Source organism: Thermosynechococcus sp. PP555 (assembly GCF_031583225.1).
GTDB lineage: Bacteria > Cyanobacteriota > Cyanobacteriia > Thermosynechococcales > Thermosynechococcaceae > Thermosynechococcus.
This window is the reverse complement of sequence record NZ_CP134168.1, coordinates 903,508-920,297: the sequence shown is the minus strand read 5'-3', so window position 1 is coordinate 920,297 and position 16,790 is coordinate 903,508. Positions and strand designations below refer to the sequence as shown.

The window sequence follows — 16,790 nt, the reverse complement described above, 5'->3', positions numbered from 1 at the left end:
ATAAAAAAGCGGGGTGTGGTTTCCCCGCTGTGAGTGTGACTTAGGTTACTTGCGCTGAACCCAGTGAGTTTCAGGGATTCACCGACGGGTTGGGCTTAGTAGTCGAAGTCACCGCCCATGCCGGCACTGGCACCCGCAGGATTGTTGTCCTTGGGTTCGGGTTTGTCAACGATGATGCACTCGGTGGTCAGCACCATACCGGCAATAGAGGCCGCATTTTGCAGAGCCGAGCGGGTGACTTTGGCAGGGTCAACGATACCAGCATCGAACATGTTGACATATTCATCTTTGGCGGCATCATAACCCACATCGAAGGGTTTTTCTTTGACCCGTTCGACAATGATGGCACCGTTTTGACCCGCGTTTTCAGCGATGCGACGCAGGGGAGCGCTAAGGGCACGCTCAACAATGTTGGCACCAATCAGTTCTTCACCCGTCAGGTGCTCAGCCGCCCAGTTGCTCAACTCAGGCGCCAAGTGCACCAAGGTGGTACCGCCACCGGGAACGATCCCCTCTTCAACAGCGGCTTTGGTGGCGTTAATCGCATCTTCCAGACGGAGTTTGCGATCTTTCATTTCGGTTTCAGTGGCAGCACCGACTTTAATCACTGCCACACCACCGGCCAGTTTGGCCAACCGCTCCTGCAGTTTTTCTTTGTCATAGCTGGAGTCGGTTTCTTCGATTTGGCGACGGATTTGCTCGCAGCGAGCTTTGACGGCTTTTTCATTGCCTTCGGCCACAATCGTGGTGTGATCTTTGGTGATGGTGATGCGGCGAGCTTTACCGAGCATATCCAGCTTGGTATTTTCCAGCTTCAGACCGGCATCTTCGGTGATCACTTGACCCGCTGTGAGGACGGCAATATCTTCGAGCATTGCTTTACGGCGATCGCCAAAGCCGGGAGCTTTCACCGCAGCCACATTCAAGACACCGCGCAGACGGTTGACCACGAGGGTCGCCAAGGCTTCTTTCTCGATGTCTTCAGCAATGATCACCAGCGGTTTACCGGCGCGAGCCACTTGTTCGAGGATCGGCACCAGATCTTGCACTAAGGTAATTTTCTTGTCGGTGATCAGCACGAAGGGTTCATCAAGCACCGCTTCCATGCGCTCGGTGTCGGTGGCAAAGTAGGGGGAGATGTAGCCCTTGTCAAAGCGCATCCCCTCAGTGACCTCGAGTTCGGTGGTCATGGATTTGCCTTCTTCGAGGGAGATCACGCCTTCTTTGCCCACCTTGTCCATGGCATCGGCAATCATCCGACCCACTTCTTCATCGTTACCGGCAGAGATCGCTGCCACTTGGGCAATGGCTTTGGAATCTTCCACCGGACGGGCATGTTCAGCAATTTTTTCCACAAGGAAGTGGGTGGCTTTGTCAATCCCGCGTTTCAGGGCAATGGGGTTAGCACCGGCAGCTACGTTGCGCAGCCCCTCTTTCACCATGGCATGGGCAAGAACCGTTGCCGTAGTCGTACCGTCACCGGCAGCATCATTGGTTTTCGAGGCGGCTTGGCGGATCAGCGCCACACCGGTATTTTCAATGTGATCTTCCAGTTCAATTTCCTTGGCGATCGTCACCCCGTCGTTGACAATTTGGGGGGCGCCAAATTTTTTCTCCAGAACTACGTTCCGTCCTTTAGGACCAAGGGTCACGGCCACGGATTCAGCCAAGATGTCCATCCCTTTTTCGAGGGCACGACGAGCATTTTCGTTGTAGATAATGCGCTTCGCCATAGGTGTTTCCTACCTCAATCGTTCAACAGTGATGAAAAATCGCACAGAAATGTAAGGAGTGTCAGCGACTTAGCCAACAATGGCCAAGATGTCTTTTTCCGAGAGGAGAACGTAGTCTTCGCCCGCCAGTTTCACTTCAGTACCGGCATATTTGGAGTACAGCACTTTGTCCCCCACTTTCACATCCATGGGCTGACGCTTGCCGTCTTCAGTGAGTTTGCCAGGACCGACGGCGGTCACTTCGCCCACTTGGGGTTTTTCACGGGCATTGTCGGGCAGGAGGATGCCCCCTGCGGTACGTTCTTCACTTTCGCTGACTTTGACAAAAATGCGATCGCCCAACGGCTTCACAGTTGAAACGCTTAGAGATACGGCTGCCATAGCGTACTGTTCTCCCAATTGTAAGAGTATGGATTGATAGCACTCACTGCACGGCTCATCGCGCAGTTTTTGGGGGGCAAGAGCATCACTTGCAGTTGTTTAGCACTCTCACCCTTCGAGTGCTAATGTAGCGAGAGACGGTTGGCGATCGCAACTCCTGTTGCAGTACGGTTTTCCGAACGGAACTTTAGCTCTTTAGTCCCGTCGTGGCAATGCCGCGAATCAGTTGCCGCTGACCCAAAATAAACAAAATCATCACCGGCACAGTGGCAATCACCGCCGCCGCCATCATCAACGGCCAATCATTGGTGAACTGCTCCTGAAAACTGGCCAAGGAAAGCTGCACTGTGATCAGTTCTGGCTTAGTGGTAAAGACCAAGGGCTTAAAGAGGTCATTCCACTCCCCAATAAAGGTAAAGATAAAGAGTGTGACCAAGGCCGGTCGGCTCAGGGGCAAGAGAATATGCCAGAGGACTTGCCAGCGATTTGCCCCATCCAAGAGGGCTGCCTCCTCAAGGGCAACGGGCAATGTGAGAAAAAACTGCCGCATCAAAAAGACGCCAAAGCCATTGGCCGCCGTCGGCAAGATCAAGGCGCCATAGGTATTGATCAGATGACCCGCCTTGAGGATGAGGAAAATTGGGATCACCAAAAGTTGAAATGGGATCACTAGGGTTGCCAGCATCAGCAGCAAAATCGTCTGTTGCCCCGGAAACGAAAGTCGCGCAAGGGCGTAACCCGCTAGGGCTGAGGTCACCAACTGGAGCGCCGTTACCGCTAAAGCCACAAACGTTGAGTTGGCAAAGGCCAAGATAAAGTGTCCCTCCTGCCATGCTGCCTGATAGCTCTGCCATGTCCAGCCTTGGGGTGGCAACAATTGGGTAGGTAGGGTTCCCGGTGGCCAGCCCGACGTACAGAGCACCACCAGTAGGGGGCTGAGAACCAGCAACGCCCCCAATGTCAATACTAGGGTCAACCCCAAGGAGTGACCCCTGCCCAAGAGCCGTTTCAGCCCATCCACAACCTTCCGCTCCCCAAACAAAACCCTGCGCCCTTCGGAAAGCCAGCCTCTTGAGAGCTGCATGTCCAATTCTCCCTCATCCCTGCTTTAACTGCCAGTGAGGTACATTCTCCTTCCCCCTTTCATAGAGATTTATCTGCCCCACTCAGGGGGTTGGGAGGGCGCTTGAGGACATCCTTGCAATCAAGATTTTGCTCAAGACGCTATCAAGGGAGCACTATACCACCCTTTGCGTCTCGCAAGAGAGTGTTTGACCACCCTCCTGAGGACTTGCTTATTCAAAGTGCTGCAGGCACAGAGACCGATTCCAAGACAAAGCTTTGAGTTTCCTCCCCAAGTTTGCATAGGAGACAAGCTGTGCCAGTTAGAGAAGTTGCAATTGTCCACCCTTGTGGAGTGTCCAGTAATGACTCATCTGTACAACCCAAATCCTGCTGTTATTTACCGCTGGGTGATGAGTTCTTGCCTTGTTGGTTTAGGATGTGCAACCCTGCACTTAGCTCCTGTAACTGCCCAAATTGCCGTCTATGAAGGGCGGCGTGTCACCGGGGATGTTACCATGACACTTCCCGACGGCAGCACCTACAAAGGGGAATTGCTCAATGGTCGCTTTAATGGCCAAGGTATCCTCACAATGGCCAATGGCAACCGCTATGAAGGGGAATTTCGCAATGGCCGCTACCACGGTCAGGGGGTGCTCACCTATGCCGATGGGGGACGCTACGAAGGGGGGTTTGTGGATGGCATCTTCAATGGCAAGGGCACTCTCCAACTGGCCAATGGTCAACGCTACGAGGGCACGTTTCTCAATGGTCAATACCATGGGGAGGGGGTGCTCACCTTTCCCGACGGTACCCGCTATGAGGGGCAGTTTCTAGCGGGCAAGTATCATGGAACTGGAACGCTCTCCTTCGGAGATGGCACAAGCTATGCCGGACAGTTTCGCAATGGCTTATTTGAAGGACAGGGGGTCTTTACGCTACCGGATGGCTCCCGCATTGTGGCCACATGGCGCAATGGTCGCCGCGAACCCCGCTAATCTGCTTCAATCAGGCTGTGAGTGATCCGCTGACGGCGGCGCTAAGTCCCTACGCCCGCTTTGGGGTGCGCCTTGGCCTTGAACCCATCCAAGCGCTGCTGAGTGCTTTGGGGTCTCCCCAGTTACAGGTGCCCTTGATCCACGTTGCGGGGACAAATGGCAAAGGGTCGGTGTGTGCCTATTTGGATAGTGTTTTGCGGGCGGCGGGCTATCGCACGGGACGTTATACTTCACCCCATCTGTTGAGTTGGTGTGAGCGCATTTGTGTCGATGGTGAACCCATTGCCCCTGAGGTCTTTTTGACCTTGATTCAACACATTGAAGCGGTACTGCCACAGGTGGCTTATCCCCCCAGTCAGTTTGAAGTGATCACGGCGGCGGCATGGTTGTATTTTGCCCAGCAGCGGGTGGATGTGGCGGTGATAGAGGTGGGCTTGGGGGGGCGCTTGGATGCCACCAATGTATGTCAGCCCCCTTTGGTGAGTGTGATTACCTCCATCGGTTGGGATCATTGGCAGCGGTTGGGCAATACCTTGGGGGCGATCGCTGGCGAAAAAGCAGGTATTCTCAAGCCGGGCGTGCCAGCCGTCATTGGCCCTGTTCCCCCCGAGGCAGAGGCGGTGATTGCGCAGCGTTTGGAAGCTTTGGGGTGCCCAGCGATCTGGCCAGAACCAGCCCAGTGGTGTGCAAAGCGGCCGGGATGGGCGATTTGGAGGGGGATGGAGTACCCTTTGCCCTTGGCTGGAGAAATGCAGTTGGTCAATTCAGCGATCGCGATCGCCACGCTACAACAGTTACAATCTCAAGGCTGGCAGATTTCCCGAGAAGCGATTCAACAGGGAATGGCACAAACCCGCTGGCCGGGACGACTGCAATGGTTACAGTGGCAAGGGCGCAAACTGCTCATTGATGGTGCCCACAATGCTCCTGCCGCCGCCTACCTACGGCAATACGTGGATCAACTGGGCTGGACAGAGGTGACATGGGTGGTGGGGATGCTCGCCAATAAGGATCATGAGGGGATTCTCAAACATCTCCTGCGAGGGGGCGATCGCCTGTGGTTGGTACCCGTACTGGATCACGCTAGCGCTGACTTAGAGGACTTGAAGGCACTTGCCTACACCTGTTGCCCTGAGTTAGGGGAATGCCGTCTTTTTAAGGAGGTGACTGAGGCACTCGATAGGGCAGGCGATCGCTGTGTGGTCTGTGGCTCCCTTTACTTAATTGCTGGCGTTTTGGGAAAGAACTCATAATTGATGTGGGACACTCCCTTTCAAGGAGACACTTATTTCTACGGCACAGAGCCAAACGATTTCCTCAAAGCCCATGCCCATGACTTTGTGCCCCAAGGGCAAATTCTCTCCCTCGTCGAAGGGGAAGGGCGTAATGCCGTCTATCTTGCTCAGCAGGGATATGCCGTCACGGCTGTGAATGCCTAGGACTGGCGAAAGCCCAGCGCCTTGCTCAAGAACGGGGAGTCGCCATTACTACCTATCACTGCGATCTGCGGGATGTTGACCTTGGTGAAAATGCGTGGGATGGGATGATTGCTATTTTTTGCCATCTGCCACCGGAGCGGAACGGTAAAATCAAGGTAATGTTGTCCTATTGCTATGCCGCCGCGACGCACCCGTAGCCAAGTCATTATTCTCGATGCCCTTAGAGCCAGTGGCCGAGCGCTCTCGGCACAGGAACTATTTTTGGAACTACGGCAGCGGCAAACTCCCCTAGGACTGGCAACGGTTTATCGCACCCTCGATAGTCTGCGCATCAATGGTGAGGTGCAAGCACGGGCGTTGCCCAGTGGCGAATTGGTCTATAGCCTCGTGCAGCAGGATCAACACTACCTCACCTGTTTGCACTGTGGGGCATCGATTCAGATTAACTGCTGCCCAGTCCAGCACTTAGAAGCTGAGCTACAACAGTCCTACCATTTTGAGATTTTCTACCATACCCTTGAGTTTTTCGGTCTTTGTGCCAAGTGCCAAGTGACGGTGCAGCGCTAAAAGGGTATTCTGGATCAGACAGGTCTTCAGAAAGGGTGTGATTGAATTTGCCAACTGTACCTGGACACGGGCGATCGCCCAAGGCTGGGAAAATCCCTACCGCGTTCGCTATGCCAGCAATTTAGACGATGGCCCTTGGCATGGCATGCCGCTGGGGGGGTTTGGCGCAGGTTGCATTGGCCGTTCTTCTGCTGGGGATTTTAATTTCTGGCATATTGACGGCGGAGAGCACATTTTTGGCACCCTAGCGGCCTGTCAATTTAGTCTTTTTGAGCAGGGAGAGCAGACACAGGCCTATGCCCTAGGGACTCCCCCTAGCGATGGCCGCCTCAGCACTTGGCAATGGTATCCGGCTGGCAAAGGTATCTACGCTGCCCGCTATCCCCGCAGTTGGTTTGTCTATGAGGGGGTCTTTAAGGCTGAGATCACCTGCGAACAGTTTTCACCGATTCTGCCCCACAACTACCAAGAAACCAGTTACCCCGTGGCAGTGTTTCTGTGGACGTTTAGCAATCCCACGGATCAGCCCCTCACCCTCAGCTTGATGTTCTCGTGGCAAAATACCGTCGGTTGGTTTCGCAATACCACCCCTTCCTCTGCCATTGAAATCCGCGATGATGGCAGCCCCGTCTATACCTACATGCCCCCTTGGGGTCAAAGTGACGGCAATTTTAATGAACTGATTCAAACGGAGTCCTACCAAGGTTGGCGACTGCGCCGTACGCCCCACCCGAACCCACCCCAAGAAGGCGATGGTGAATGGGCAGCATTGGTTCCCACAGGCCTTGGTGAGTTTTTTGGCTGTAGTCGCTGGCAGCCAGAGGGGGATGGGGCACAACTGTGGCAATCATTTTCGGGGGATGGTTCCCTACCAATTGTCAATGATCCAACCCCAGCGGCAGCGGGAGAACAGGTGGCCGCCGCCTTTGCGGTGCGCTTTGCCTTGGCACCTAGGCAAACAAAACAAATTCCCGTGGTCTTGGCGTGGGACTTTCCTGTGACTGAGTTTGGTAAGGGCGTGATCTATTACCGTCGCTACACGGATTTTTGCGATCGCAGTGGCACCAATGCTATCACCCTTGCCGCCCGTGGCCTAGAGCATTACAAGGAATGGCAACAGCAGATTCGCACTTGGCAAGCGCCAATTCTCACCCACCCCGATTGGCCCGACTGGTTCAAGATGGCTCTGTGCAATGAGCTGTACGTCCTCAGTAGTGGTGGAACGCTTTGGAGTACCGCCAGCGATCGCGACCCCGTGGGGCAGTTCGCCGTTCTAGAATGCCTTGACTACCGCTGGTATGAAAGTCTGGATGTGCGGCTCTATGGCTCCTTTGCCCTGCTGCAACTGTGGCCAGAACTGGAAAAATCCGTAATGCGTGCCTTTGCGCGGGCGATTCCCACCGCTGATCCCACCCGGAGAATCATTGGCTACTTCTATCGCGGTGACCCCGAAACCGCCTACAAAGCCCCTCGCAAACTGGCCAATGCTGTACCCCACGATCTCGGTGCGCCCAATGAGCATCCTTGGGAAAGGACGAACTACACTGCTTATCAGGACTGCAATCTTTGGAAGGATTTAGCTTCTGACTTTGTCCTTTTGGTCTATCGCGACTTTTTGTTTACTGGGCAGACGGATCTCGAGTTTGCGCGCGAATGCTGGCCGGCAGTGGTGGCGGCCTTGGCCTATTTGAAACAATTTGATCGCGATGGCGATGGCCTGCCAGAAAATGGCGGTGCCCCGGATCAAACCTACGATGACTGGAAGCTACAGGGGGTCAGTGCCTACTGTGGTGGCTTGTGGTTGGCAGCCCTCGAGGCAGCGATCGCCCTCGGCACGATTCTCCAACAACCGCAGGTGGAGACCTACCGCCAGTGGCTCAAGCAAGCTCGCCCCCGCTACCATCAACTGCTGTGGAATGGCGAGTACTATCGTCTCGATACCGGCAGTGGTTCCGATGTGATCATGGCGGATCAGCTCTGCGGTCAGTTCTATGCCCAACTCTTGGGTTTGGCGGATATTGTGCCCCCAGACTGTTGCGATCGCACCCTGCGAAAAATCTACGACATCTGTTTTCTCGAATTTCACAATGGCCAGTTGGGTGCCGCCAACGGTTTATTGCCCAATGGTCAACCCGAAAACCCCTACGCTACCCATCCCCTTGAAGTCTGGACAGGGATTAACTTTGGCTTGGCCGCCTTTTTGTGGCTGCGGGGTATGACCCGCGAAGCATGGCGCTTAGCCGAGGTGGTGGTACGGCAAATCTACGACAATGGTTTGCAATTTCGTACACCGGAGGCGATTACGGCCAATGGGACGTTCCGTGCCTGTATGTACCTGCGACCGATGGCCATCTGGGCACTGGCTCTCGTCAGCCGGGGATCACGAGCCACCTAAAAGTTTTGTAACCTATTTTACATTGTTTCAGTTTTCTAGGGTAATTGAAACTGCACTCCCTGCGATCGCCTTATCCGTCTCATCATCACATCTTATCTTTCCTCAATTCCCTCTAAAGGTCATAGGGTGTAGGCTCAAGATCAAGAAACAATAGCTTTTCACTGGTTCTGGAGTACGCACCATGACCCCCTTAGCGCGATCGCTAGCTGCCCATCCCACTAGCTTTGCCACTATTGAGCGCTATTTACAGCAAGAAGAAGTGATTATTTTGCCCATGGCTACCGTCTATAGCTTTGTGGTGAATGGCACCAGCCCAAGGGCAATAGCGAACCTACGCCGTCTCAAACACTTTAGTACAGAGCAACCTCTGGCTATTCTCACGCGGAGCGATCGCGCTGCTGAAGTGGCAGAACTCTCTCGAGATGCTAAAACCATGGTGGATCACTTTCCCTATCCTGTGACCATGATTGTCAAGGGTAAACCCCACCTCGATCCACAAATTATGCAGGGGTTTAACTGTGTTTATCTGGCCTGTCCCGACCAGTTCATTTACGATCTAGTGGGGGCTTTGCCCTTCTTTTTAGTGGCAGCAACGGTCAAGGTGGGAACGGAACTGATTGTCAACTTTGAGGATGCCCAAAAATACTACGGCGAGCAGGTACCGCTGATTGTGGATGGCGGCCGCTGTCGCTATGGGCGGCGGGGCACACTCGTGGACTTTACGCTGGCATACCCAACAATCATGAACTTTGGTCCTGTATCGGTGGATGACTTACGACCCATCTTGCCCCATATTATTTTGCCCTCCCATTTAATGAAGTAGATATAGTTCATTTGAGAAGTAGCCCCTTTGACTCCCCACTATGTACGACCGACCAGAACCTGAAGCGGGAGCTATGATGAAAGATCAGCCGAAATAGACTTAAAGATAGCAGGGAGGGTGTAGTCATCCTTTTGAAGCGGAAATCTTTAGAATGGGGTTACAGGTCATCTCATAATAGCCAGTTTTAATGGAGCGAGAAGAAATTATTGCGCTCATTCAGCGTGAGCTACCGCAGCTTGTGGCTCAAGACCCCAGCTTGAGAGATTTCATCCTGCGCACGGTCTTGGACGTTTCTTTGCCTCGCCGTGAGGCAGATATCAAGTTTGACCGTATCCTCACGGAACTACAGCGCGATCGCGAGGAACAGGCCAAGCGTTGGGAAGAACAGAACCGCAAGTGGCAAGAACAGGATCGCCGCTGGCAAGAACAGGCCAAGCGTTGGGAAGAGCAAGACCGCAAGTGGCAAGAACAGGTTCGACGTTGGGAAGAACAGGATCGCCGCTGGCAAGAGCAGGCCAAGCGTTGGGAAGAGCAAGACCGCAAGTGGCAAGAACAGGTTCGGCGTTGGGAAGAACAGGATCGCCGCTGGCAGGAACAGGCCAAGCGTTGGGAAGAACAGGATCGCAAGTGGCATGAGCAACTTGCAGAGATTCGGCGTCTTGACAAGCGGTTTGACAGTACAATTGGTGCCCTTGGTGCTCGCTGGGGAATTGCTTCAGAAACCAGCTTTCGCAACGCCCTCGCTGGCATTTTGACGGAATCCTTTGGGGTTGAGGTTTTGAACTTAACCCTCTACGACCATGAGGGTGAAGTCTTTGGCCGCCCTGATCAGGTGGAGCTAGACTTGATTATCAAAAATGGCTTAACCATTGCCTGTGAAATCAAATCTTCTATTGATAAGGCAGGGATGTATATTTTTGACCGTAAGGTGAATTTCTATGCGCGGCATCACCAGCGCCAAATTGACCGCAAAATTGTGATTTCGCCAATGGTTGATCCGCGTGCACGACCTGTGGCTGAGGCGCTAGGGATTGAACTCTATAGTTATGCCGACTCAGTGGAGGGCTTGTAATAAACGATAATGCGGGTGAAAATGCCCCACCACTAGGCCAGGCTTGGAGCATTGGAATCCCGCACCTGTATTTACGAGCCCTACAGCATGACTTGGCTGCAGCACATCTTTATCAGTTTTTGTAGTTCAGGTCAGTTGAGTGGCTGTTGCTCTCTAGGTACCTACAATCAATGCTTCAACCGATGAAACGGAAGCCATCTGTCGGGAATATGCCGCTAAGGATAAACGGATTCGCTACGTGCGACAAGCCCAGAATTTGGGCGCGGCAGCGAATTTCAAGTATGTGCTGGATGAGGCAAGGGGAGAATATTTTATGGGGGCAGCGGCAGATGATAAGTGGGATCCAAGATGGATAGAGATTCTTTTGCCTATCTCTGCTCGCACTCAATGTATCGCCTTTGGCACATTACAAACCATCGATAGCAGTAGCAATCCAATGCCACATCCTGCCAATAGACGAAATTTCAGCTATACAGGATCAATACTCAGTCGAAGATTGAAATACTATCTGGAACCGGCTTTCTTGGGTAAGGCCAACCCTATTTACGGCATACATCCGAGGCATCTTTTATTCTCAGTAGATGTATTTAACATTCTTGTATCAACCAAAACAGCAGCGGACATGCGTTTAATCTATGCGTTGCTCGCACGGGCTGAAATTAGGGGAAACAACGGGGTAGTATTGTATAAGCGCATTCATTCAGACTGCACGAGTAGTGGTGTTCAGACACTTACCACGAATAAAAACTTCGCCTCAAAAATTTGGGAGCTCTTTTGCTAATCCTCTGAGGGGTTCAAAATTCAAGAACTAAGAAATTACAGCTCGTTAAGCACAGGTTTTGAACGAGCTATTCTAATTACTTTGTTCCCATTGAGTTTGATATACATTATAGGTGAGAAGTTGAATTTGGCATACATCATACGCGAGAAGATCAGGAATAATCGCCGATTTTTCGCAAAATGAATCCCGCGATCTCAGCACCTGATGCAGAAGTGTTGAAAGATAGTTTGAGAGGCAAGAAAAAAAGAAGAAATGTCGTATTCTTCCCTGAAAATAAGAAAAAATAATCAACTTACTAGGTCATCTTTTGCAACTCTTATCAAGTCCATTCTCAATCGGCTCAGCCCTTGTGACTACCCCGTCCTGCACTCTCAATTATTTTTCAAAATCTGGTTGACCGACATTCTCGACTAAGGGTTAACTAGCATGAGCGCCTTATTTTATCGCTTGAATCATTCATGGGATTACGGTTGACATGTCCACTTTTTCCAAAGCCAATAAAAGTCAGACAACCCGCTTATTTGAGGGGATTTACACTCAACTGATGTCTCAAGCTCAAAAGAGAAATTGTGCTTCAAGTCTGACGCTGTTTCCTATCGATTGAACCATCATTACCCTGACCAGTAAACTCTTTTGAGTGAGAGGAAGTGTTCATTGATTGTACGTATCAAGAATAACATGAGAATGAAGCTCAATCATGAGAAATATCGCGTGGTTCAATTTTTTGACGAGAATCAAGCGGTGTTTCGTATAGCGACAAATCTAAAGCATCTGAGTGATCCTGAATACTTTGGGAAGAAGCTATTGGACGAGTTGCAATATTTGCAACTGGAACTCAGTCGTCGCTGCTCGATAGGGCATTGGAGCCTTGATTGGCCGCCAGAGCTACTGGTCACTTAGAATGTCAAGTTTTGTTGCAGAATTCAACACTTCTGCGTAGTACTCTTATGTGAAACAACTAAGAAATTATATCACTAGTAAGTTGAGACTCGAAATTTTGTAACCTATTTTACATTGTTTCAATTTGTGAAGCTGCGACAATGGTGACCAATGGGCTGCCCGTTTATGATAGGGGATAGCGCGTCAACAGCCACTTCTTTAGATAACCTATGGATAATCTCAGCCAACGTTACCTACGTCTGTGCCAAGCCTATAGCCAACTGGCAGAACGCTATACCAAACTTGATATTGACCACATGACGCTGCGGGAGAAGCTTGTTCCTTTTCTGATGGCGTTCAAATATTACAAACAAATGACAGAGCAGCTCACGGCTGAAAAAGAGGCGATGCAGCGGGAACTCAACGATCTGCGCGATCGCTACCAGTTGCTCGTGAGTCAAAATGGCAATGCCCCCATCAATGAAGAACTGTTCAGTGCCCTTGCTGAAGCAGAGGAGCAGATGGGACTCATTGAAGAAACCCTCAAAGAACAGGACGCTGACCCCGACCCCAACCTCCTTCCCCTTGAAAAGCAATTGCTGGAAGAATATACAAGGGGGAGTGGTGACTTTCAAGCGCTGCTCCCGCAAGCGTTGAGTCACTCCGGGGGGACTACCTAGATGCTCTGGCCAGCCAGTGAAGAATTTGCTGCCCTCTGTCGTGCCCAATTAGAACTTGTTGTCAATAGCTTGGGTGCCTCTTCGCTGGCGGTCTATCTGAGTGAAACGCTCAACGACTCCCCCTCGTGGTCTCCCGTTGCTGTCTATCCAGAGGCAGCAGCAGCCCTGAGCTTACCAATTCCCCCAACACTGCCACCGCCAACCCAAGCAGCAGAGACCCCGTTAAGCTATCGCCCTCAACAGGTCGTTTCGTCCTTGGCCAATCAACTGATCCTGCCCCTGATGTACCAAAATTGGGTCTTGGGGGTACTGGTGGCGCAGCGGCAACACCGTCCTTGGCTGGCGGCAGAGCAGGCACAATTGCAACAGGTGGCGCAAACACTGGCGATCGCCTGCGTCTTGGATCAACGGCAACAATGGCTCAGCCACTCCCCTGCCAACCCACTGGATCAACAGCAACAGCGCTTTGATGACCTGCTCCATCAACTGCGCAATCCCGTGGCCGCCATTCGCACCTTTGTCAAGCTTCTGCTCAAACGGTTGGAACCTGATCACCAAGGGCGCCCTCTCGCCGAAGGCATTGCCAAGGAAACAGAGCGGCTCATGGCATTGTTGGAGGACTATCGCCAACAGCGCAACGAGATTCCCGCCCTCACGGGCAGCCAGCCCCTACCCCTTGCGGGTAAACCCCTCGATCTAGCTGAAACCCTCTCACCGCTGATCACCGCCGCCCAAGCCCGTGCGGAAATGGAGGGCAAAACCTTTGTCGTGGAGAGACCGCCCCAACTGCCGCCCATCTGGCTAGAGGAACGGGTGCTTCAGGAGGTTGTGGGCAATCTGCTGGATAATGCCTTTAAGTACACCCCCAAAGGCGGCACCATTGGTTTGCGCTTGACCCTCACGCCCGCAGTCTTAGAATTAACCGTTTGGGATACCGGCTGTGGGATTCCTTTGGAGGTGCAGTCACGGCTCTTTGAACGGGGCTACCGCGGGATTCAAGCCGACAGTGGGATTGAGGGCAGTGGTCTGGGGTTGGCGATCGCTCAAGATTTGCTGCGTCCCTATGGCCTCAGTCTGCGGGTCACGAGTCCCTACGAGGGCGATCGCGGTACGGCTTTTACACTGACGATTCCCTTACCAATGAAGGTGGAACGATGAGTGCTCTGAAACAGCGTCTTGCCAAGATCAGCAGTCAGGGGCATCAATTCCTTGTGGTGATCTTTGCCCTACCCCTATTGATCTCCGCCACAACGGGAATCGCCCATCGTCTTGGGCGCAGTTGGTTTGGGCTATCTAAAGACTTTGGGCGAGCAATGATGACCCTTCATGAAGGCCGCTATCTGGGGGAATGGGGCGTGCCGCTCTATGTGTTGGTCATTGGTCTGGGCTTGCTGGGAATCATTGCCACGGGTTTGGCTCTCCTGTGGGGGCGATCGCTCCCGGCGCAGTGGTCAGCACGGCGGCTGCATCATCTTTTGGCTGCCATTGCAGCATTGCCCTTGCTTGTGAGTGCCACGACGGGAATGGCCTATCGCCTTGGCCGCAACTGGTTTGGCCTCTCCAAAGAACAGGCGGCGATTTTCCTGAGCCTACATCAGGGAACCTATTGGGGCGAGGTGGGGCGTCCCTTCTATGTTCTTTTGGTGGGTCTGAGTTTGCTGACACTTCTGGCCACGGGACTCTCGATGCTGACTCTCCTGCGACGGCTGCCCCACTGGCGTCCTAGGGTGACCCCGGAGACCTAGCTGCAAAATGTTACAAACTATGAGCAAGCGTTGCCAAAGGTAAGCGCCTATGGAGTAATAAATACAGCACTTGATCGCGACTGTTATTCCACAAAGGAGTTGTTCATGGCGCTGACCGATACCCAAGTTTACGTTGCCCTTGTGATTGCGCTGCTACCTGCGGTGTTGGCATTTCGGCTGTCCACTGAGTTGTACAAGTAGTTGCACCTGTCATCGCTAACTGGCTGCATAACGTCATTTCTCCAAACTAAAATTTATCAGGCGGTTCCCGATGTTGTCGGTAAGACAAAGGGGTCGCTTTTTTCTTTTTATACTGATAGACAACTCGCCGTTCATGGTTTAGTCATGGTTCACTCTCCTCGAAAAATTCCTGCGATCGCTTGGGAAGCGGGTGCCAAAATTGCAGTGAATCTGATCCTGCTCGCCTTTGCCCTAGGGGCGATCGCCAAGCTGGTGCCCTATCAACTCAGTCAACTGCAAAAGCTCCATGCCCTCGAAGCAGAAGTGGCGCAGCTGGAGGCACGAGTTAAGGAATTGCAACTGGAACAGGAGCGCGATCGCCAACCCCAAGCACGGCAGCGCATTGCCCAAGAGGAGGCCAATTTAATTGCTGCTAATCAGCGGCGGATCATCTGGGTACAACCTAAAAACCCCAAGCAAGAACCGGACTAAGCCCAGCCTACAACAAGGCCAAGACTAAACCACAGACACCACAGAGGGCAGCACTGAGGGACGCATAAGTCATTTTCCGTTTTTGCCGCTTGTACTGCTGGCTAAGTTGATCCTCAACACTCAGGGAAATGATGAATTTTTGTCCCCGCTTTTGTGGCTTTTGCAGGCGGAGTACCCCCCCCTGATCCGAGGCCATGCCCACCACTGAAACAGGTTGCCCCAAGGGCAGCACCCACTCCTGATAGCGATAACCCAGCGTCGTCGTGCTACCAAAGCGCCAATTCAATGACAAGAACCCCAAGGAAAAGGCAAAGGAATGGGGTTTATCCGCAGGCCGCAGTTCGTCTAAGACCTGCATTGCTTCAATCTCAGCACCGAGGGGGTTTACCTCAATTTCCTCCTGATGATCTCGCAGAAAAAATAGGGTTGACTGCTCATGGCGGCCAATAATTTCCGACTGGCGTTCTCGACGATTGTGGCGATCGCTCCCCTCTTTTTCATACTCGCGGCTGATGATTGTTTTGTAATAAACACAGGGAATACGCTTCACTTCCGAGAGCAAGGGTTGAGACGTGGTGACTTGGCCAACCACCTGCACGTACTCGCGCCAACTGCCGCTACCGATTTCCTGAGCCACCTGTTGCTGGCATTGCTGTAACTCACGAATAGAGCTAGGGTTGGCCACCTTCATTGCCTTTAACTTCAGCCGATAATAGCCCTCAAGGGCAAAGAGAAAGGCCGACCCCGTTAAGCAAAGGTGAGCAATAACCCCCATGACTGGCGCTCAATCCCTCTCTGATGGTTTTAGAGAGAACTGTCTTAACTCAAGGATAATAAACCAATGGTGAGGCCAAAGAGACCATCAACAACGAGCGTACTCAAGACAGCGCCCATAAATCCCCACACAGGCAAAACAGCGGGATAGCCACGACGAATCTGGGATTCAAAGAGGGGCAGCAAACCAATGAGGAGCAAACTCAGGCTCAAGAGAACCCCCCACACTTGGCCACTAAAGGTCTGGGCTTGGGCGATCGCCTGTGCCAGCATCTCCTGAACGGAAATCACATCCCCTTCAAGGTACATGATGGCTCGCCAATGGGGGATCACATCAATCAGGTAAAAGTAGGCATCGGTGATGGCGGTGCCCAGAAAAGAACCCAAAAAAAAGAACACCCCCACCAGTTGCTGCCGCTGCCGTAGGTGCCAGAGCATGAGCGGAATGGGGAGCGCCTCAATGGGCAAGTGCCACAGGGGTTCCCAGCGCAACCATCCCCAGTAGAGCGACCCTGCCCCCCAGCACCAGCTAAATCCATAGAGCATCTCCCCCCAATAGCGGCAGTGGGGTTGGCGTTGGAGATAGAAACTAAGACCTAGAAGCAGCGGCGTCAGAGCCAAACTCAGCCAAGGCTGTGTCCGCACGAGGGGCGCTTCAATAAACACGGGAACCGACACCAAGAAGGCAGCAAAGCCAAAAAGGAACCAAGCCAGCCGTGAGCCAAGGCGCAGCGCAGGAAAAACCGAGGGGGAGGTAAGAGCAGTCAAGGGAATATCAGGAATTGTTAA

19 protein-coding genes are annotated in these 16,790 nt (G+C 52.7%); 14 read left to right on the top strand and 5 right to left on the bottom strand.

The genetic code is table 11. The annotated features are described in order from the left end of the window. Positions 1-95: 95 nt before the first annotated feature. From groL to RHH27_RS04335, 3 genes are all read right to left on the bottom strand, one after another. Positions 96-1,733 carry a chaperonin GroEL gene (gene groL / locus RHH27_RS04345; RefSeq protein ID WP_206201221.1) on the bottom strand — a complete coding sequence of 546 codons (1,638 nt, stop codon included), beginning with the start codon at positions 1,731-1,733 and terminating at the stop codon, positions 96-98. 69 nt (positions 1,734-1,802) lie between these two features. Next, complete coding sequence (gene groES, locus RHH27_RS04340) at positions 1,803-2,114, bottom strand: co-chaperone GroES (RefSeq protein ID WP_149820030.1); 312 nt, start codon at positions 2,112-2,114, stop codon at positions 1,803-1,805. A 187-nt stretch (positions 2,115-2,301) separates the two neighbouring features. Continuing rightward, on the bottom strand, positions 2,302-3,126 hold the full coding sequence (locus RHH27_RS04335) for a carbohydrate ABC transporter permease (protein ID WP_315862916.1): 825 nt from the start codon (positions 3,124-3,126) through the stop codon (positions 2,302-2,304). 415 nt (positions 3,127-3,541) lie between these two features. On the opposite strand from RHH27_RS04335, the gene RHH27_RS04330 reads away from it, so the two are divergent. From RHH27_RS04330 to RHH27_RS04265, 14 genes are all read left to right on the top strand, one after another. Beyond that, positions 3,542-4,174, top strand: a complete 633-nt coding sequence (locus RHH27_RS04330; RefSeq protein ID WP_206201218.1) for an MORN repeat-containing protein — start codon at positions 3,542-3,544, stop codon at positions 4,172-4,174. After that, positions 4,144-5,427 carry a folylpolyglutamate synthase/dihydrofolate synthase family protein gene (locus RHH27_RS04325; RefSeq protein WP_315862899.1) on the top strand — a complete coding sequence of 428 codons (1,284 nt, stop codon included), beginning with the start codon at positions 4,144-4,146 and terminating at the stop codon, positions 5,425-5,427. The genes RHH27_RS04330 and RHH27_RS04325 overlap by 31 nt, the downstream gene beginning before the upstream one ends. 3 nt (positions 5,428-5,430) lie before the next feature. Next, positions 5,431-5,613 carry a hypothetical protein gene (locus RHH27_RS04320; protein ID WP_302678947.1) on the top strand — a complete coding sequence of 61 codons (183 nt, stop codon included), beginning with the start codon at positions 5,431-5,433 and terminating at the stop codon, positions 5,611-5,613. Positions 5,614-5,787: 174 nt separating this feature from the next. Further along, complete coding sequence (locus RHH27_RS04315) at positions 5,788-6,180, top strand: Fur family transcriptional regulator (protein ID WP_206201216.1); 393 nt, start codon at positions 5,788-5,790, stop codon at positions 6,178-6,180. Positions 6,181-6,217: 37 nt separating this feature from the next. Further along, positions 6,218-8,575: a GH116 family glycosyl hydrolase gene (locus tag RHH27_RS04310; RefSeq protein WP_302678946.1), complete on the top strand. Its 2,358-nt coding sequence runs from the start codon at positions 6,218-6,220 to the stop codon at positions 8,573-8,575. Positions 8,576-8,756: 181 nt separating this feature from the next. Then, positions 8,757-9,398 (top strand): L-threonylcarbamoyladenylate synthase, encoded by a 642-nt coding sequence (locus RHH27_RS04305; RefSeq protein ID WP_206201215.1) that lies wholly within the window; start codon positions 8,757-8,759, stop codon positions 9,396-9,398. A 187-nt stretch (positions 9,399-9,585) separates the two neighbouring features. Next, entirely contained in the window at positions 9,586-10,470 is an 885-nt protein-coding gene (locus RHH27_RS04300) for a PD-(D/E)XK nuclease family protein (protein WP_302676696.1), read from the top strand. 166 nt (positions 10,471-10,636) lie between these two features. Next, a complete protein-coding gene (locus RHH27_RS04295) occupies positions 10,637-11,251 on the top strand; it encodes a glycosyltransferase family 2 protein (RefSeq protein ID WP_310742772.1) in 615 nt (204 codons plus the stop codon). 684 nt (positions 11,252-11,935) lie between these two features. After that, a complete protein-coding gene (locus RHH27_RS04290; RefSeq protein WP_206201213.1) occupies positions 11,936-12,151 on the top strand; it encodes a hypothetical protein in 216 nt (71 codons plus the stop codon). Between the two features lie 209 nt (positions 12,152-12,360). Beyond that, positions 12,361-12,810: a hypothetical protein gene (locus tag RHH27_RS04285; protein ID WP_206201212.1), complete on the top strand. Its 450-nt coding sequence runs from the start codon at positions 12,361-12,363 to the stop codon at positions 12,808-12,810. Beyond that, a complete protein-coding gene (locus RHH27_RS04280) occupies positions 12,811-13,968 on the top strand; it encodes a HAMP domain-containing sensor histidine kinase (protein WP_206201211.1) in 1,158 nt (385 codons plus the stop codon). Then, a complete protein-coding gene (locus RHH27_RS04275) occupies positions 13,965-14,555 on the top strand; it encodes a PepSY domain-containing protein (protein WP_206201210.1) in 591 nt (196 codons plus the stop codon). Before RHH27_RS04280 ends, RHH27_RS04275 begins: the two co-directional genes overlap by 4 nt. A 105-nt stretch (positions 14,556-14,660) precedes the next feature. After that, the gene (gene psaM, locus RHH27_RS04270; protein WP_011056052.1) at positions 14,661-14,756 is read left to right on the top strand and encodes a photosystem I reaction center subunit XII; all 96 of its coding nucleotides are present in this window, start codon (positions 14,661-14,663) and stop codon (positions 14,754-14,756) included. A 144-nt stretch (positions 14,757-14,900) separates the two neighbouring features. After that, positions 14,901-15,227 (top strand): hypothetical protein, encoded by a 327-nt coding sequence (locus RHH27_RS04265; RefSeq protein WP_149820046.1) that lies wholly within the window; start codon positions 14,901-14,903, stop codon positions 15,225-15,227. A 7-nt stretch (positions 15,228-15,234) separates the two neighbouring features. Here the strand turns inward: RHH27_RS04265 and RHH27_RS04260 are convergent, their stop codons facing one another. Together RHH27_RS04260 and RHH27_RS04255 are read right to left on the bottom strand one after the other, a co-directional pair. Further along, positions 15,235-16,002, bottom strand: a complete 768-nt coding sequence (locus RHH27_RS04260) for an E3 ubiquitin ligase family protein (RefSeq protein ID WP_302678945.1) — start codon at positions 16,000-16,002, stop codon at positions 15,235-15,237. 44 nt (positions 16,003-16,046) lie between these two features. Further along, complete coding sequence (locus tag RHH27_RS04255) at positions 16,047-16,769, bottom strand: DUF3120 domain-containing protein (protein ID WP_225901652.1); 723 nt, start codon at positions 16,767-16,769, stop codon at positions 16,047-16,049. Positions 16,770-16,790: the final 21 nt, after the last annotated feature.